At 68.2% G+C, this 17,127-nt stretch carries 19 protein-coding genes and 1 tRNA gene; 9 read left to right on the plus strand and 11 right to left on the minus strand.

Annotated elements, in window-relative coordinates; genetic code table 11:
* Positions 1-2: 2 nt before the first annotated feature.
* Genes ACO227_RS02275 through ACO227_RS02285 form a run of 3 tightly spaced genes read left to right on the plus strand, consistent with a single transcriptional unit; the run spans position 3 to position 2,306 of the window.
* On the plus strand, positions 3-668 hold the full coding sequence (locus tag ACO227_RS02275; protein ID WP_423604944.1) for an RBBP9/YdeN family alpha/beta hydrolase: 666 nt from the start codon (positions 3-5) through the stop codon (positions 666-668).
* A gap of 43 nt (positions 669-711) precedes the next feature.
* On the plus strand, positions 712-1,545 hold the full coding sequence (locus tag ACO227_RS02280; RefSeq protein ID WP_423604946.1) for a diacylglycerol/lipid kinase family protein: 834 nt from the start codon (positions 712-714) through the stop codon (positions 1,543-1,545).
* Positions 1,542-2,306 carry a metallophosphoesterase family protein gene (locus ACO227_RS02285; protein ID WP_423604947.1) on the plus strand — a complete coding sequence of 255 codons (765 nt, stop codon included), beginning with the start codon at positions 1,542-1,544 and terminating at the stop codon, positions 2,304-2,306. The genes ACO227_RS02280 and ACO227_RS02285 overlap by 4 nt, the downstream gene beginning before the upstream one ends.
* A 57-nt stretch (positions 2,307-2,363) precedes the next feature.
* Here ACO227_RS02285 and ACO227_RS02290 read toward each other — a convergent pair whose 3' ends face one another.
* From ACO227_RS02290 to ACO227_RS02325, 8 genes are all read right to left on the minus strand, one after another.
* On the minus strand, positions 2,364-5,897 hold the full coding sequence (locus tag ACO227_RS02290) for an autotransporter domain-containing protein (protein ID WP_423604949.1): 3,534 nt from the start codon (positions 5,895-5,897) through the stop codon (positions 2,364-2,366).
* A gap of 210 nt (positions 5,898-6,107) precedes the next feature.
* The gene (locus tag ACO227_RS02295) at positions 6,108-6,596 is read right to left on the minus strand and encodes a hypothetical protein (protein WP_423604951.1); all 489 of its coding nucleotides are present in this window, start codon (positions 6,594-6,596) and stop codon (positions 6,108-6,110) included.
* 84 nt (positions 6,597-6,680) lie between these two features.
* Entirely contained in the window at positions 6,681-7,217 is a 537-nt protein-coding gene (rpsI, locus tag ACO227_RS02300; RefSeq protein WP_423604953.1) for a 30S ribosomal protein S9, read from the minus strand.
* The gene (gene rplM / locus ACO227_RS02305; protein WP_423604955.1) at positions 7,217-7,696 is read right to left on the minus strand and encodes a 50S ribosomal protein L13; all 480 of its coding nucleotides are present in this window, start codon (positions 7,694-7,696) and stop codon (positions 7,217-7,219) included. The genes rpsI and rplM overlap by 1 nt, the downstream gene beginning before the upstream one ends.
* A 130-nt stretch (positions 7,697-7,826) precedes the next feature.
* Positions 7,827-8,651, minus strand: a complete 825-nt coding sequence (locus ACO227_RS02310; protein ID WP_423604956.1) for a hypothetical protein — start codon at positions 8,649-8,651, stop codon at positions 7,827-7,829.
* A complete protein-coding gene (cutA, locus tag ACO227_RS02315) occupies positions 8,648-8,962 on the minus strand; it encodes a divalent-cation tolerance protein CutA (protein ID WP_423604958.1) in 315 nt (104 codons plus the stop codon). The genes ACO227_RS02310 and cutA overlap by 4 nt, the downstream gene beginning before the upstream one ends.
* Positions 8,959-9,906 (minus strand): COX15/CtaA family protein, encoded by a 948-nt coding sequence (locus tag ACO227_RS02320; RefSeq protein WP_423607436.1) that lies wholly within the window; start codon positions 9,904-9,906, stop codon positions 8,959-8,961. The genes cutA and ACO227_RS02320 overlap by 4 nt, the downstream gene beginning before the upstream one ends.
* A gap of 130 nt (positions 9,907-10,036) precedes the next feature.
* A complete protein-coding gene (locus tag ACO227_RS02325; RefSeq protein WP_423604960.1) occupies positions 10,037-10,801 on the minus strand; it encodes a DUF3011 domain-containing protein in 765 nt (254 codons plus the stop codon).
* Between the two features lie 127 nt (positions 10,802-10,928).
* Here ACO227_RS02325 and ACO227_RS02330 point away from each other — a divergent pair, with 127 nt between their 5' ends.
* Together ACO227_RS02330 and ACO227_RS02335 are read left to right on the plus strand one after the other, a co-directional pair.
* A complete protein-coding gene (locus tag ACO227_RS02330; protein WP_423604961.1) occupies positions 10,929-11,312 on the plus strand; it encodes a MerC domain-containing protein in 384 nt (127 codons plus the stop codon).
* Between the two features lie 38 nt (positions 11,313-11,350).
* On the plus strand, positions 11,351-11,824 hold the full coding sequence (locus ACO227_RS02335; RefSeq protein ID WP_423604962.1) for a Fur family transcriptional regulator: 474 nt from the start codon (positions 11,351-11,353) through the stop codon (positions 11,822-11,824).
* A 7-nt stretch (positions 11,825-11,831) separates the two neighbouring features.
* Here ACO227_RS02335 and ACO227_RS02340 read toward each other — a convergent pair whose 3' ends face one another.
* Positions 11,832-12,431, minus strand: coding sequence for a TetR/AcrR family transcriptional regulator (locus tag ACO227_RS02340; RefSeq protein ID WP_423604964.1), 600 nt, complete (start codon positions 12,429-12,431; stop codon positions 11,832-11,834).
* Positions 12,432-12,507: 76 nt separating this feature from the next.
* Here ACO227_RS02340 and ACO227_RS02345 point away from each other — a divergent pair, with 76 nt between their 5' ends.
* From ACO227_RS02345 to ACO227_RS02355, 3 genes are all read left to right on the plus strand, one after another.
* The gene (locus ACO227_RS02345) at positions 12,508-13,104 is read left to right on the plus strand and encodes an NAD(P)H-dependent oxidoreductase (protein WP_423604966.1); all 597 of its coding nucleotides are present in this window, start codon (positions 12,508-12,510) and stop codon (positions 13,102-13,104) included.
* Between the two features lie 100 nt (positions 13,105-13,204).
* Positions 13,205-15,127 carry a 1-deoxy-D-xylulose-5-phosphate synthase gene (gene dxs, locus ACO227_RS02350; protein ID WP_423604967.1) on the plus strand — a complete coding sequence of 641 codons (1,923 nt, stop codon included), beginning with the start codon at positions 13,205-13,207 and terminating at the stop codon, positions 15,125-15,127.
* A gap of 89 nt (positions 15,128-15,216) precedes the next feature.
* Positions 15,217-15,471 carry a hypothetical protein gene (locus ACO227_RS02355; RefSeq protein WP_423604969.1) on the plus strand — a complete coding sequence of 85 codons (255 nt, stop codon included), beginning with the start codon at positions 15,217-15,219 and terminating at the stop codon, positions 15,469-15,471.
* Positions 15,472-15,521: 50 nt separating this feature from the next.
* Here ACO227_RS02355 and ACO227_RS02360 read toward each other — a convergent pair.
* Together ACO227_RS02360 and cpdR are read right to left on the minus strand one after the other, a co-directional pair.
* A tRNA-Val gene (locus tag ACO227_RS02360) sits at positions 15,522-15,596 on the minus strand.
* Positions 15,597-15,665: 69 nt separating this feature from the next.
* The gene (gene cpdR, locus ACO227_RS02365) at positions 15,666-16,043 is read right to left on the minus strand and encodes a cell cycle two-component system response regulator CpdR (protein ID WP_265119036.1); all 378 of its coding nucleotides are present in this window, start codon (positions 16,041-16,043) and stop codon (positions 15,666-15,668) included.
* 145 nt (positions 16,044-16,188) lie between these two features.
* Between cpdR and ACO227_RS02370 the strand changes: the two genes are divergently transcribed.
* Entirely contained in the window at positions 16,189-17,028 is an 840-nt protein-coding gene (locus ACO227_RS02370; RefSeq protein WP_423604972.1) for an N-formylglutamate amidohydrolase, read from the plus strand.
* Positions 17,029-17,127: the final 99 nt, after the last annotated feature.

The raw sequence follows: 17,127 nt of genomic DNA on the forward strand, positions 1-17,127 counted from the left end.
CCATGTCCATCTTCTCGCCGCATGACGTGAATTCGCCGATCGTCCTGACCGTTCCGGGCCTGGGCGGCTCGGGCCCCTCGCACTGGCAGAGCCTGTGGGAGAATTCGCGTCCCGATACCCGCCGGGTGGAGCTCGGCATGTGGAACACCCCACACCGCAACAGCTGGGTGACCAAGCTCGATCAGGCGATCCGCGAGGCGCAGGCGCCGGTGGTGCTCGCCGCGCACAGCCTGGGCTGCCTCGCCGTCGCCTGGTGGGCCGAGCTCGCAGGGCAGCCCTATGGCTGGCCGGTGGCGGGCGCGCTGCTCGTCGCGCCGGCCGACGTCGACACCGGCTCGCACCATGCATTGCGCGCCTTCGCTCCCTCCCCGGCCAAGCCGCTGCCCTTCCCCTCGATCCTGGTCGCGAGCACCGACGATCCGTGGGTGCATATCGACCATGCCCGCAACCTCGCCGCCGACTGGGGCAGCGTGTTCGTCGACGCCGGACCGCAAGGCCATCTCAACGCCGACAGCGAGCTCGGCTGGTGGCACGAGGGCCAGGCGCTGCTCGATCGTGTGCTCGATGCGGCAAGCGACCGGCGCGGACGGTCGCGGCGCGTCGAGCAGCACAGCGTGCTGGCGGTCAACGCAACGGACGCCGCCCAGCGGCACTATCTGGGGAGCTAGCGCCGGATGAGGCAATATCCATGCTCGTGCGTTAGCAGGAGGCATGGAGCGGCTATGGTTCATCACGAATCCGCATTCGGGATCGGCGACGCGCGAGAAATGCGAGGCGCTGGAGGCGGTGTTCGAGGCACGCGGACTCGTACTCGCCGGGCGGACCGAATTCCCGGATGCGGATATCCCCGGCCAGGACGAGCTGGCGGCGGCGAAGATCGACACCGTCGTCCTGTTCGCCGGGGACGGCACGATCAACGCGGCGCTGTGCGCGCTGGCGGATTGGGACGGCGCCTTTCTGATCCTGCCCGGCGGGACGATGAACCTGCTCGCCAAGGCGCTGCACGGCGACGCCGACCCCGCCGCCATCATCCACGCCGCGCATGATGGCGGGCGCAGGGTCGCCTTGCCCTATGTCGAGGCCGGACCGCACCGCGCGTTCGTCGGCCTGATTCTGGGTCCCGCTGCGCACTGGGCGCGCGCGCGGGAGGCGGCGCGCAACGGACGCGTGGCGCGCGTGCTGGGCGCGATGCGCACCGCGTGGCGGCGTACCTTCGGCAAGGGCATCCGCGTCGCCGGCGTGCCCGGGATGCGCGGCCGCTATCAGGCGGTGTTCGTCGCCCCGGGCGCGAACGGCCTGGAGGTCGCGGCGATCGATGCGCGCGACTGGGCCTCGATCGCCGAGCTCGGCTGGAACTGGCTGACCGGAGACTGGGTCGCCGCGCGCGCGGTGACCGATCGGCACGCCGAGCGGTTGCGCGTGCTGCGCCGCCGCCCGGTGCTGGCGCTGTTCGACGGCGAGCCGGTGACGCTCGCGCCCAATGCCGAGGTCACCGGCGGCGCGACGGGGCCAGCCTTCATCGCCACGCGGGCGGATGCCGCGTGACCCGCCTGTTCCACGTCAGCGACATACATTTCGGCGCGGAGGACCCCGCCGCGCTCGACTGGTTCGCGGGACTGGTTCGCGACGAGCAGCCTGATGCGGTAGTGATGACCGGCGATCTCACCATGCGCGCGCGCTCGCACGAGTTCGAGGCGGCGGCGAAGTGGCTGGAGGGGCTGGGCCGCCCGGTCACCGTCGAGGTCGGCAATCACGACCTGCCCTATTTCAACCTGTGGGCGCGCTTCTTCACGCCTTATCGCCGCTATCGCGCGCTCGAGCGGATGATCGAGCGGCCGCTCGACCTCCAAGGGGTGACGATCGTCCCGCTCAAGACCACCGCGCGCTTCCAGTGGCGGCTCAACTGGTCGAAGGGCCATGTCAGCACGCGCGCGCTGCAGGAGGCGCTGGCGCTGGTCGAGGCGGCGCCGCAGGGGCATCGCATCCTGATCGCCTGCCACCACCCGCTGGTCGAGGCCGGGACGCGCAGCACCTCGCGCACGCGCGGCGGGCGGCGCGCGCTCGCGGCGCTGTCGCAGGCCGGGGCGGACGCAGTGCTGACCGGCCATGTCCACGATCCGTTTGACGTCCGGCACCCGAGCGGCGGCGGCACGGTGCGGCTTATCGGCGCCGGAACCCTGTCCGAACGCGTGCGCGAGAGCCCGCCCTCATTCAACGAGATCCGCATCGCCGGCGTCGAGATCGAGACGATCGCGCGTATCATGGGGGCGACACCGGACCAGCCGCTGTCGCCGCCGGTCGGGTGACACCAACGAAAAAGGCCGCCCCCGAAGGGACGGCCTCTTCGTTCCGCGGTCGCCCGGTCAGAAGCGGAAGGTGACCGATCCGCGATAGGTCTGCACCGACAGGTCGGTCCGCTCGATCGTGGTGTCTGCCGCGATCGACAGGTCGACCGAGCCCGCCTTGAGCGTCAGCCCGCCGCTGATCTCGCCCCAGTCCTTGTCCTCGCCGTTCAGTGCGAACAGCACACCCCGCGTGCCCCCCACCAGATAGGCGTCGACGACGTCCGGCTGGTCCGCGAACTCGTGGACATAGGTGCCGGTGACGAACGGCCGCACCTTCGACGACTTGGCACCGAAGGTGACGCCCGCCCGGCCCTGATAGCTGGTGAAGGCATGACGGCGCAGGTTGAGCGCCACTGGCCCTCCGCTCTCCACCGCGCTGCCGAAGCCGATATGCGTGGCGCGGCCGGCGATGCGCGGGGTGATCTCGATCGATCCGCCGCCCAGGTCCATACCGAGGCCAAGCTCGGAGCTGAGCACCAGCGCCGAGTCCGAGGCGCGCAGCCTGAGCGGCGTGCCGAGGAAATTGACCGATCGCTCGCTGCGCGAGGTGATCGCGCCGGCGGTCACCTGGCCGTCGACCGTGAGGCCGCCGGGGCTCGCCATCTTGGCATAGAGCGTGCCCTGGAAGGCTTCGTTCTTGACCGTCTGACCGCCGAACGAGGGCGTGCCCTCGAGGTCGGTATAGCTCAACGCAAAGCCGATCAGACCGTTGTCGCCCGCCGCGACCTCGATGCCGCCGCCGACATACCAGCCGTCGAAATCGTCACGCCCGCCGATCCCGGTCATCGCGCGGCCGTCACCGGAGAGATAGCCACCGGAGATGAAGCCGCTCATATTGTCGGGCAGCGCGCCTTCCTGGAGCATTGTCGGTGCGGCCATGTCGCTGGCGATGGTGTTGGCGCCGTTCGGCGACAGGCCGAGCGCCGCGACCTGCACCGGTCGGCCATAATGCGCCAGCGTCCCGCCGAGATTCGCTGGGTCGAGGCCCTGGAGGCGAGTGCGGATGAAGTTCGAGTTCGAATCCACCACCGCCAGGCCCAGCGTCTGCACCGTCGACTCGGTGGCCGGGGCGAGGCTCGCCAGCGTCGAGCGGATCGTCGCCGCGTTCTGCAGGTCGAGCGGGCCGTAGAGCGCGTCGAACATCGCCGCATTGGGGCGGTTGGCGTCGAGCAACAGCGCGTAGGTGTAGCCGATCGTGTCGCTGGGCGAGACGACATTGGCATAGCTGCCGGTGATGATGTTCAGCACGACCGAGTTGGCGGTGTAGCTGAGCTTCGGCGTCAGGATCGCGCTGAGCGCAGTCGGCGCGTTGAACGTGCCGGTGACGCCGCCCTGCGCGGTCAGGATCGTGTAGCTGTTGCCGCCGCGCAGCGTGGTCGGCGAGAATGACAACGTCACGTTGCCGCCGAGCGTCGCCAGGCCGTTGGTCGGCGTGGTGCCGTTGAACGTGGTGGCGGCGAGCACGATCCGGTCCGACACCCCATTGGCGCCGACATCGACCAGATAGTTCGATCCCGACGACAGGACGAGATTGCCCTGGAAGGTCAGCGTGCCGGTGGTGGTCAGCGTGCCCGGCGCGATGCTGCCCATCACGCTGGTGGTGAACGGCGCGCGCACGGTGCCGTTGCCGGTCAGCAGGCCCGAGAGCAGCAGATAGTCACCCGGCGAGGTGAGTGTGCCGTTGTTCTGGATCGTGCCGGTGAGCTGACGGATCTCGATCAGGCTGTTGAGCGAGGCGCCGCTGGCGATGTTGAGCTGCGAGGTCGCGCCCATGATCGAGAAACGGTCGATCGTGACCGACGAGTTCAGCGTGACCACGCCGGTGTTGCGCAGCGTGACGTCATAATAGCGCCCCATCTGCCCCGTCGCGCGCACGCCGTCGACATTGTTCGGCGTGAAGTTGGTCGCGCCGGGCAGGCCATTGGCGATCGTCGGCGCCGGGCGCACCGTGTCCGAATAGCCCGGGTCGGCCTGCGCGGTCTCGACCGGCATGGTCAGGCCGGAATTGCCGGTGATATCCGCGACCAGCGGCGCGCTCGTCTCGGTCGCGCCATTGGGCACGTTGTCGCGCACCTGACCGGTGGCGATGTTCACGCACTCGTTGGTCGCGGGATTGGCGGAGCTGCTCGGCGACTGGAAACACAGCTCGCCGAACTCGGGCGCGGTGCCGAGGGCGCCGCCCAGGTTGGTCGGCAGGCCGTTGACGAGCTGGCCGTTGACGATGATCTGGAAGTTCGGATCGAGCTCGGTCACCCAGGCGGTCTGGTCTTCCCAGTTCCGGTTGCCCGCCACCGCGGTGACGTAGCGATAGGGATTGTTGGCGACGATCCAATCCCAATAGAGGAACAGCGGCTGGTAGAAGCTCTGCGTGCCATAGCTGCCGCCGGGCTGCCCGCCGAAGAAGGTCGAGCCGCCCGAGAGCGTGCCGATCACCACCGGCTTCGAGAAGGCGCGGTCGAGGATCAGCGGGCCGCCCGAATCGCCCGGCCCGGTCAGGCCCTCGCGCGGCAGTGCATTGTCGCGGAAGCCGTTGAAATCCTCCGGGTCGGCGCCGGCCTGTCCGCGGCGGGGATCGTCGAAGTCGAGGAAATAGAGCGCCTGCGGCCGCGACGGCGTGCCGGTGGTGCCGAACAGGAACAGGTTGCGGTTGTTGAGCGAGACCAGCGCACCGAGCATGTTCTCGGCGGCGCGGCGGCGGAAATCGCTGCCCGAGGCGGCCCCGGTCGTACCGGTGCCGAAGCTGCCATAGCCCTGCATCTCGACATGATAGCCGGTGCCGGTCGCCGTATTGATGCTGCCCGGCGTCGGGAGCGGCGAGAACAGCAGCGCCCAGGTCGGGATGTTGCGGGTCGGAGTATCGAGCACCGCGGTGGCGACGTCCGCCTCGAGGAAGCACGAGGTCGGGCTGGTGCACGACGCCGGCGCCTGCGAGCGCGGATCGTAGAAGACCTGGCTGATATTGTAGAAGGCCTGGGCCTGGTTGGTCTGGTAGCGGCCGGCGCCGCCGGTACCGCCGAGCAGCCAGCGGACGAGCTCGTCGGTCTGGCCCGCGGCATTGGCGCGCGTGTTGTTCTCGAAGCCGACGCCGATGCCGACGCCGCCCGATCCGGCGCCATAGGCGGTCGCGGCGCGCGTGTTCACGCAGTGCGCCGCGAACAGGATGGTGCGCGGATTGATCAGCGTGCCCGTGCACAGGCCGACGAAGCCGCCGCCGGAATCGGTGATGACTTGGCCGATGCCGGTGATGAGGTTCGGATCGCGCGCCTCGGTCGGGGTGAGGTTGTTGTTGATCGTGATGTTGGGGGTCTCGATCACCTCGGCGGGCGACACGAAGCCGGTTTGCGCGGCGGTCGTCACGCTGACCGGTTGCCCGCCTGAATGCGGCGCCTCGACCAGGTCGGTGAGGCGGACGGTCGTATGCGCGCTGTCGACGGCGTCTGCCGCGTTCAGCGATTGCGCGCTGGCGACGCCCGGCGCGGTCAGCGCCAGGCCCAGGCCGGCCGAAAGAAGAAGCGATGCGCGCACGCGCCGCTGGTGACGAGCGAATTTCATGGCGGTCCCCTGCTTTGACCCGACCGCCCCCGGCCAGGTCCAATGCGGGAGGCTATGCGGTTGCAGGGTGGCGTCAAGCCCCTGTTGTTACAATTGCGCCTATTTTGACGGCCGATAGATGCGGCGGGGACACAGTCCTGACCGATTCGAGTATACGACTGAAGCGCAACGAAAATCGCTGCGCGATCCGCCGCATGCTAGCCATCGGTGTCAGCGCAGCCAGCGCGTCATTGATGGAAAGGAGGCGCGGCCCAGTGCTTCGGCCTGATGAGGCTCGGCGCTCATCCCGTAATATTGCAGCATCGGCACCCCGATCCCGGTGCCGCCATTGCAATAGGATTCAAGGTAGTTGCCGCCGCCGCCAAGGTAGCCGCCATCATGGAACACAATCTGCGGATCGATCCCGATCGCTACCGCGGCGGCATAGGACCAGGCCATCGCCGCCAGTTCCTCGCCAGGGTCGGGGGACACATCATCCTGCGCGGCGCGTACCGCCGGATCGGTGACGGCGATATGCCCGGCCTCGTGGAGCAGGTCGCCCGGCCACGCCAGCATCTCCGGATCGAACACCAGCGCGCCGCGGCGCACGGTCGCGCCTGTCAGCAGCGCGTCCTCGGGAACCTGGTCGACGATCACCGGGATGCCGATGCGCTCGAGAAAGGTGACGATGCGTGCGACGAGCGGATCGGTAAAGGTCATGCGCGCATCTCTAGCCGGAGCGCGCGCAACCAAAAAGGGCGGCCCGTTGCCGAACCGCCCTTTCGATTTGGCAGCGCCTCGCGCTTAGCGCTTCGAGAACTGGAAGCTGCGGCGGGCCTTCGCCTTGCCGTACTTCTTGCGCTCGACCGCGCGGCTGTCGCGGGTCAGGAAGCCGGCCTGCTTCACCGGGGTGCGCAGGATCGGCTCATACTTGGTCAGCGCCTGGGCGATGCCGTGCTTGACCGCGCCGGCCTGGCCCGAAAGCCCGCCGCCCTTGACGGTGCAGACCACGTCATACTGGCCCTCGCGCTCGGCGACGCCGAACGGCTGGTTGATGACGAGGCGCAGCGTCGGGCGCGCGAAATAGACTTCCTGGTCGCGGCCGTTGATCGTGATCTTGCCCGAGCCGGGCTTGATCCATACCCGCGCGACGGCGTCCTTGCGGCGGCCGGTGGCATAGGCGCGGCCGAACTTGTCGAGCTCCTGCTGGCGCAGCGGCGCGGTCTCGGCGACCGGGGCGCCGGCCAGATAGGCGTCGGCGCTGGTCGCGGCCTCGGCACCCTCGGGCGCGCCGGCGGCGATGGTGCCGAGATCGGAAAGGGACTGGCGATTGTCGGACATTATGCGCCCACCTTGTTCTTGCGGCTCATCGCCGCGATGTCGAGGACCTCGGGGTTCTGCGCTTCGTGCGGATGCTCGGCGCCCTTGTAGATGCGCAGGTTGCGCATCTGCTGGCGGCCCAGCGGGCCGCGCGGGATCATGCGCTCGATCGCCTTCTCCAGCACGCGCTCGGGGAAGCGGCCTTCCAGCACCTTCTGCGCGGTGATTTCCTTGATGCCGCCGGCATAGCCGGTGTGCTTGTAATAGACCTTGTCGGCCAGCTTCTTGCCGGTGAACCGCACCTTGTCCGCGTTGATCACGATGACGTTGTCACCGCAATCGACATGCGGGGTGAAGCTGGTCTTGTGCTTGCCGCGCAGGACATTGGCGATCACAACCGCCGCGCGGCCGACGACCAGGCCGTCGGCATCGACGATGTGCCACTTCTTTTCCACCTCGGCCGGCTTCACCGACTTGGTGGTCTTCATCAGCGCCTTCATGGGGCCAGACCTCTTGGGTTAGAAATGCGTGACGCCGCCCACAAAGGACGGCGCGAACGGCGGGCATCTGGCGAAAGGGGCGCCGAAAGTCAAGCAAATCGCGGCTTTGCTGACGGGTATCATGATACCCTCAATGTTCCAGCCGGCTTACCGACTCGCGTTCCGACGCCATCGACCCGTCCGGCGCGAGCGTGCGCACCTTCTCGCGGCTATCCAGGACGAGCCCGGTCGCGGGGTCGATCACCCGCTGCGTCTCGAGCGTGACGCGCGCGCGCGCCGCGCCATCCGCTCCCTGGACCGCGATGTCCCCTTGCGCGGTGATGCTGAGCTCGAGCCGGCCGCGCACCATCCGGCTCGCGCGGATTCCCTCCAGCTCGGCCTTGCCATAGGGGGAAGCCGCGGGCACGCGGACCGGGCGGGGCGCTTCCCCGCCCACCGTATCGGCGGCGATCAGCGGTTCGATCAGCGAGGCGAGGGTCTCGCGCTGCCGGTCTGCCGACATCGCCGCCAGCGCGCCCACGATGGCGCGGACGCGGCCCGCGCGCTTGCGGTCGAGCGCATCGGTTCCGACCGGCGCCTGCGCGGCGAAGCCGTCGAGCATCGCCCGCCACACTACCGCGTGATCCTCGACCACGACGACCCGCCCCCCGGCATCGAGCTGGAACATGATCGTGCGCCCCGCGATATGCGCGAAACCCGCACGCGCCATCGCGGCGGGATCGTCGCTCGGACCGATCGGTTCCGATCCTTCGATCGTGACCTCGGCCTTGAGCTGCGCATCGACGCGCCGGAAGACGACGCGGCGCGCGTTGACGAAGCGGCGCGTGACGCCGCTGTCGGTGCGGACGGCCTCCGTCACCACCCGCAACGGCTTGTCGAGCGGCGGATCGAAGCGGACGGCGGTCGCCTGCCCGGCCAGGGCGATCAGCACCGCGGAAGCGGCGGCGGGAATCACCGTGTCGATTCGTCGACCCACCGGGCGACGGCATCGCCGGCCGCGGCGGGCCAGATCTCGATCGCGGGCAGGTCATAGCTGTGCAGCGCGGCGATGCGGTCGGCGAGCTCGCGCGCCAGCTGCGGCGTGGTCTTGAACAGCGCGCGATACTCGGCTGCGGTCTCCACCTGGTCCTGCCAGCGATAGATCGAGCTGCACGGTCCGAGCAGATTGACGCAGGCGGCGAGCCTCTCCTCGACCATCAGCCGCCCGGTCCGCTCCGCCTCTTCCGCCGTGGCGAAGGTCACGTGCAGCAACGCGATGTCGCTCATCGGCGCTTCCCCACCGAATGCGCCCCCCAGGCGGTCGCCGCGACGACCAGCGCGCCGACGATCTGGTGCAGCGCCGCGACATGGATATCGACGCCGGTCCACACCGTTGCGATGCCGAGCAGAATCTGCGTGCCGAACGCGACATGGATAGCGACCGAGGCCACCCTATCCCCGGCGGTCTTGGCGCGACGCGCCAGCACGATCAGGGCGGTCACCGTCACCCATGCCCACCAGCGGTGGAACCAGTGGATCAGCGCGGGGTCGTTGACCAGCGCGTCGAGGAAGGGACGCGCCGCAAGCACTTCGGACGGGAAGAACTTGCCGTTCATCAGTGGCCATTCATTGGTCACCAGCCCGGCATTGAGCCCGGCGGTGAACGCGCCGAACATCAGCTGGACGAACAGGATCAGGCCGGTCCATGCAGCGACCGCGGTCAGCCGCGCTGGCCGGTAGCCAGGATCGCGCTCCAGCCCGCGCAGATCGAGCGCGGTCCACACCAGCAGCGCGAGGATCAGCAGCGCCAGCAGCAGGTGCGCGGCAAGCCGGAAATGGCTGACATCGGTGCGCTCGGCGAGGCCCGAGGTCACCATCCACCAGCCGATCACCCCCTGCAACCCGCCCAGGATCAGCAGCCCGACCAGCCGCCAGCCATAGCCGCGCGGGATCGCCCGCCGGATCGCGAACCAGGCGAGCGGCAGCGCGAAGGCGACCCCGATCAGCCGTCCCAGCAGCCGGTGCAGATATTCCCAGAAATAGATGCCCTTGAACGCCGCTAGGCTCATGCCGGCGTTGATCTGCTGATATTCGGGGATCCGCTTGTACTTCTCGAACTCGGCGAGCCACGCGGCTTCGCTCAGCGGCGGGAGGGTGCCGGTGACCAGCTTCCACTCGGTGATCGACAGCCCCGACTCCGTCAGACGCGTGACCCCGCCGACGGCGACCATCAGGACGATCAGCGCGGCGACGGCATAGAGCCAGTTGGCGATCGCGCGCGGGCGGATGGTATAGGTAAACTGCGACACCCGAGCCGTTTATGCGCTGCTCACCATAAATGCCAGCGGGCGGCGCGGGGAATCAGAGCCCCGATCCGAGCATTACATTGGCGCGCCTGCCGTTCCATACGCACAGGAATTTCAGCGCACCGCTGCCGACATTGACCTCCCCCTCGACATGATAGCCGTCCGAATCGGGATATTGATCGATGATCCGCCCGATGCGGGGATTGCGCCCGACCGACCGGGCACGCTCGACCGCGGCGCTGGCGCAGCGCTCGATCCCGTCGGTCGACAGGTCCGCCGAAGCGGATTGGCGGTCGGGGTTGTCCACCAGGCAGCCGCTGCCATGGCATCCGTCATAGCCGCTGTCTCGCGGGCGATCGGGGTTGTCGACCAGGCAGCCATTGCCGTGGCACCCGTCATAGGGTTGGGGATGCCGGTTGCTCGTGGTGTGGTGGCCGCTCTCGATCGCGCCGACCAGCAATGCGCCGAGTACGGCTCCGGCGATCGCGCCGCCATCGCGCCCGTGCGGGTCGTAGTGCCGCGCGCCCTGGTCATGCGTGTTCGCCTGGCCGTGATGATAGCCGCCGGGATCGGCGAATACGCCGGCACACCCCTCGCTCACCCAGACATAGCCTGTGCGGCGGTTGAAACCCCAGGTGCGGTTGACGATGCAGGGCGCGCTCGAAATCTGATAGACGAGCTGCGGCGCGTCGAGCGGCGCGCGGCATTCGGCATATTCGCCATTGTGCGACACGCATTCGACGGTCGTCTGCGCCGAAGCGGGTGTTGCAAAGAAGAGCGTAGCGACCAGCGCGACGAGCAGGGCGGCGGCATATTTCATCGAAATACCCCCTATCTGTTGCCGGAGCAAAATAACCCGCAGCCCTCACCGAGTCGAGCCGCCCGATCCGGCAGCAATCGCACGATGTTATGTTGTAACTTAGCTGGCACGCTTCTATATGCCGGCCATGGCCACTGTGCTCGCCCCGCGATTCTGGGAACAGGTCGATTCGCGGTTCGATCGTCTTGCGATCGGGCTGTCGAGCTTGTGCCTGGCGCATTGCGTCGCGAGCACGGTGCTGCTCGCGCTCGCCTCGGCGGCGGGCGCTTTCCTGCATCCGGCGATCCATGAGATCGGCCTGGTGCTCGCGATCCTGTTCGGACTGGTCGCGCTCGGCCGCGGCATCTGGAAGCACGGCTATATGCTCCCCTCGGCGGTCGGTGCGTTCGGTCTCGGCATGATGGCGGGCGCGCTGACGCTGCCGCATGGCGGGCAGGAAATCCTCTGGACGGTGATCGGCGTCGCGATCCTGGCGCTCGGCCATGACCTCAACCGGCGGGCGACCTACTGAACCTTGCTGCGAAGCCTTCGCAGGCTTACATTCCCCCCATGCACGCGCACGATCATCACGGCCACAAGCACCATGAGCCCGAGGGCGCCGATCTCGCCCGCGCGGCACAGGCTGCGCTGGAAAAGGCCGGCGAGCAGTGGACCAGCATGCGCGCGTCGATCTTCGACGCGCTGGCCAGCTTCGACAAGCCGGCCTCTGCCTATGACATCGCCGAGGCGGTGTCGAAGGCCGAAGGGCGTCGTGTCGCGGCCAACAGCGTCTATCGCATCCTCGACCTGTTCGTGAGCGCCAACCTCGCCCGCCGCGTCGAGAGCGCTAACGCCTATGTCGCCAATGCGCACCCCAATTGCCTGCACGACTGCATCTTCCTCGTCTGCGATTCGTGCGGCCAGACCACGCATATCGACGACGATTCGATCACCAAGACGGTGCGCACGGCCGCGCGCGAGGCCGGATTCCAGCCCATCCGCCCGGTGATCGAGGTGCGCGGCAAATGCGCCGACTGCAACTGAACGCGCGCTAGCGCATCTCCACCATCGCCCGAATCGAACGGTCGAGTTCCGCAATGGCGTCATCGCGCGTCACCGCCCCGCTCGCGGCGGCATGCGACAATGACTGCGCCGCGCCCAGCATGCTCCATAGCCCGGCGGCCGAAACGTCGCCCGACGGCGCAAAGGGGGCGAGCAGCACGCGGCACTTCTCCATGAACTCGGCATGGAACTCTCGCTTGATTCGCTCCATTTCGGGCGAGCCGTCGAGCGCCGCGACCACCCCGGGGAGCTCGCGGCCCTGTGTGAACACGCAATCGACATAGGATGAGGCGATCGCGTGCGCGCGATCGGCTAGCGTCGGCTTGCTGCGTTCGAGCGCTGCATCCATCAATTCGGTCTGGCGCGCGTCGAACCGGCGGAACAGCGTCGCGAGCAACCCCTCGCGGGTGCCGAAATGACTGTACACCACGGGCTTGGTGACACCGGCGCGCGCGGCCAGGTGTCCGAGCGTGAGCGCGTCCGTCCCTTCCTCGCGCACGATCTTCCACGCCAGGTCGAGCAGCTGAGCCAGCCGCTCGCCTCGCGCCATACGCACACGCTTGTCGCTCGTCTCAGCGCTGCTTGACATCACTATATACCATTAGTAACTTACTACTAGTATATAGACGCGAGGGCGGACATGCCAGCGCGTTCGGAGGTGTTTGATGCGTAACCTTGTCGTGATTTCCCACCCCGATCCCAACTCGCTGACCCATGCTGTCGCGAACGCGTTCGCAAGCGGGCTTCGGGAATCCGATGCGGGGGTGAGCGTCGAAATCGCCGATCTGGCGGCGGAAGGCTTCGATCCGCGCCAGACCGCGCGAGACCTCGCCGCGCACTTGCTGACGGCGACGCCGGCGGCGGCCATCCTCGCCGAGCAGGCGCGAATCGATCGCGCCGACCGGCTGGTGCTGGTCTATCCGGTCTATTGGTGGTCCTTCCCCGCGCTGCTCAAGGGCTGGATCGACCGCGTGTTCACCAATGGCTGGGCCTATGGCTACACCGAGGGCGACGGGCGCAAGAAGCTCGGGCGGCTCGAGGTCGTGCTTATCGCGGTCGGCGGTACGGATGCCGGCACCTATGCGCGCCACGGCTATTTCGGCGCGATGCGCACGCAGATCGACCATGGCATCTTCGACTATTGCGGGGCGCGCGTGGTGCGGCACGAATTGTTGTTCGATTCGCATGGCCCGGACCAGCAGGCCAATCTCGACATTGCCAGCCGTCTTGGCCGTTCGCTGGGGCAGCGCCGCGCCGCCTGAGGCGCTTTTCAGCATCTGCTCAGCTTTCGCTCATGACGATGCGTCCATCGCCGCTGCAGGGGCGTTGGACACCATCATGACCCTGGAGTAGATGCGGCAAATGGCCGACCTTCCCACGACGCCGTTGCTCGACACCGTCGACACGCCGACTGACCTCCGCAAGCTCAAGCCCGCCCAGCTCCGCCAGCTCGCCGACGAGCTGCGCGCCGAGACGATCTCCGCCGTCGGCACCACCGGCGGGCATCTCGGCTCGGGGCTCGGCGTGGTCGAGCTCACCGTGGCGATCCATTATGTGTTCAACACGCCCGAGGACCGGCTGGTCTGGGACGTCGGGCATCAATGCTATCCGCACAAGATCCTGACCGGCCGCCGCGACCGCATCCGCACGCTGCGCCAGGGCGGCGGCCTCAGCGGCTTCACCAAGCGCAGCGAGAGCGAATACGACCCGTTCGGCGCGGCGCACTCGTCGACCTCGATCTCCGCCGCGCTCGGCTTCGCGGTCGCCAACAAGCTCGCCGGCACGCCCGGCCGCGGCATCGCGGTGATCGGCGACGGTGCGATGAGCGCGGGCATGGCCTATGAGGCGATGAACAATGCCGAGCAGGCCGGCAACCGGCTGATCGTGATCCTCAACGACAACGACATGTCGATCGCCCCGCCGGTCGGCGGCCTCTCGGCCTATCTCGCGCGCGTCGTCTCCTCGTCTGAATATCTGGGGCTGCGCAGCCTCGCCAGCCGGATGGTCAAGAAGCTGTCGCGCCGCGTCCACCAGTCGCTCGGCAAGACCGAGGAATATGCTCGCGGCCTGGTCACCGGCGGGACTCTCTTCGAGGAGCTGGGCTTCTATTATGTCGGCCCGGTCGACGGCCATAATCTCGACCATCTGATCCCGGTGCTCGAGAATGTGCGCGACGCCCGCGAAGGCCCGGTGCTGGTCCATGTCGTGACCAAGAAGGGCAAGGGCTATGCCCCCGCCGAGAACAGCGCCGACAAATATCACGGCGTCCAGAAGTTCGACGTGATCACCGGCGCGCAGGTCAAGGCGCCGCCGGGGCCGCCCGCCTATCAGAACGTGTTCGGCGAGACGCTCGCCAAGCTCGCCGAGACCGACGAGCGGATCGTCGCGATCACCGCGGCGATGCCCTCGGGCACCGGGGTCGACAAGTTCGCCAAGGCGCATCCCGACCGCGCCTTCGACGTCGGCATCGCCGAGCAGCATGCGGTGACCTTCGCCGCCGGTCTCGCCGCGCAGGGCATGCGGCCGTTCTGCGCGATTTATTCGACCTTCCTCCAGCGCGCCTATGACCAGGTGGTGCACGACGTCGCGATCCAGAACTTACCGGTGCGCTTCGCGATCGATCGCGCCGGCCTCGTCGGCGCCGACGGCGCGACCCACGCGGGCAGCTTCGACGTCACCTATCTCGCGGCGCTGCCCAATTTCGTGGTGATGGCCGCCGCCGATGAGGCCGAGCTGGTGCACATGACTCGCACCGCCGCCGAATATGACGCCGGCCCGATCGCGTTGCGCTATCCGCGCGGCAACGGCGTCGGCGTGGCGCTGCCCGAGACGCCCGAGCTGATCGAGATCGGCAAGGGCCGTATCGTGCGCGAAGGCAAGAAAGTCGCGATCCTCTCGCTCGGCACACGCCTTGCCGAGGCGCTCAAGGCCGCCGACGCGCTCGAGGCCAAGGGCCTCTCGACCACCGTCGCCGACCTGCGCTTCGCCAAGCCGCTCGACGAGGCGCTGATCCGCCGCCTCCTGACGACTCACGAGGTGGCGGTGACGATCGAGGAGAATTCGGTCGGCGGCCTCGGCGCGCACGTCCTGACCATGGCGAGCGACGAAGGGCTGATCGACAATGGCCTGAAACTGCGCACGATGCGGCTCCCGGACGTCTTCCAGGACCAGGACAAGCCCGAGCTGCAATATGACGAAGCGGGCCTCAATGCTCCGCATATCGTTAACATGGTGCTGAAGGCCCTGCGCTACAACGAGAGCGAAGTCGCGGGCGCCCGAGCCTAAATCGCCGCTTCGCGCCAGCTCAAGACAAGAAGAAGGGGCCGCGAGGGCCCCTTCGAATGTCCGGTCCCGGACGAAGCGGGTCAGCGGTCTTGCCGGCCCTGGCCCTCGTCGCGATCCATCTTGTCACGCTGTTGGCGATTCTGCTCGCCGCCGTCCTGCTGGCGTTGCCGCTGCTGGTTCTGCTGCTTGTCCATTTTCTGGTCGCGCTGCTGTTGCTGCTGGCCGCCCGGATTGCGGTTCTGGTCCTGATCGCGCTGGTTCATGGCATCCTCCTGATGCTCCCGCTCGTGACGATTGAACGTGCTACCGCGGCAATCGATCCTCCGCCCGTCGCATCCGCTTGAGACGAAACGGGAAAGCCCGCCAGGACTGCGGTCCCGGCGGGCTTTGAAAATGGTGGGCGCGGCAAGGATTGAACTTGCGACCCCTGCGATGTCAACACAGTGCTCTACCACTGAGCTACGCGCCCGATTGCCTTGCGGCGAATCTCGGGAAGCGGCGCTTTAGCGGGGGGCGTCCCCCCTTGCAAGCGCCGGAATCAATTGCTGCTCGGGACCTGCTCCATCTCGAACAGCCGGTCCACCTCGAGCACCAGGTCGCGCAGGTGGAACGGTTTGGACAGCACGCGCGCCGACGGGATCTGCTTGCCCGCCTTGAGCGTGACCGCGGCGAAGCCGGTGATGAACATGACGCGCATGTCGGGCGCGATCTCGCCCGCCTTCTGCGCCAGCTCGATCCCGTCCATCTCGGGCATGACGATATCGCTCAGCAACAGGTCGAAGCGCTCGGTCTCGAGCAGCGGCAGCGCCGCGGTACCGCGGTCGACCGCCGTCACGGCATAGCCCGAACGCTCGAGCGCGCGCGCGAGATACTCGCGCATCACCCGATCGTCCTCAGCCAGAAGAATCCTGATCATCCCAACCCCTTGCCGCGCCCGACGCGGCGCACCCGCCGCGCGAATCCAGGCCGCCCGCGAGGCGATAGACTATGCGCCAAGGGCTTAAGATTTTCCAGCCGTCCGGCCCGTTGCCCTGTCCGCCCGGCGCGCATAGGCTGGACGCGTGAGCGTGCCCCCCTCCTTCGACCGCCATGGCCCGGAAACGCCGGTGTCGCCGGTGGTCCTCTCGGTCCCCCATGCCGGGCGCGATTATCCGTTGCCGCTGCGCGCCGCGTTGCGCGTGCCGCTCGCCAGCCTGCTCCCGCTCGAGGACCGGCACGCCGACACGCTCGCGCTCGCCGCGCGCGGGGCGGAAACGCTGTTCGTCGCCAATCGCGCGCGCGCGTGGATCGATCTCAACCGCGCCGAGCACGAACGCGATCCGCGAATCGACGAAGGCGCGACCCCGATGCCGGAGGGCGCGATGTCGCTCAAGCTGCGCAGCGGGCTCGGTCTCGTCCCCCGTCGTGCGAGCGCCGTGGATCTGTGGCGCCACCGCTTCGCGGATGAGGATGTGCGGCAGCGGATCGAGCGCGATCACCGGCCCTATCACGCCGCGCTCGCCACGGCGCTGGCGGCGGCGCGCGACCGCTTCGGCGTCGCAGTGCTGCTCGACATCCACTCGATGCCGCCACTTGCGACCGGAAGCGCGCGCATCGTGATCGGCGATCGCTTCGGACGATCCGCCGCGGCGCGCTTCGTCGGCCGGATCGAGGGCGCGATCCACGCCGCGAACGTCCGCAGCGCCGTCAATACGCCCTATGCGGGCGGCCATGTGCTCGATCGCCACGCCGACATGGCAGCGGGCATCCACGCGATCCAGATCGAGATCGACCGCGCGCTCTATCTCGACCGGCGACGCGAGACACCCGGGCCCGGCTTCGATTCGACCGCCACGCTGCTGCGCCGGATCATCGACGCCATCGCCGACGAAGCGCTCCCCCTGGCAGCCGCGGCGCAATAAAAAAAACCGCCCGGTGTTGCCACCGGGCGGCCAAGGTTCAGGGAGGAGACACGCCCGAGGGCGTGCCGCACGGCTCCGCGAAAGGGGGGACACGGAACC

Origin of the sequence: Sphingomonas sp. MS122, from assembly GCF_049532975.1 — a bacterium.
Classification (GTDB): Bacteria; Pseudomonadota; Alphaproteobacteria; order Sphingomonadales; family Sphingomonadaceae; genus Sphingomonas.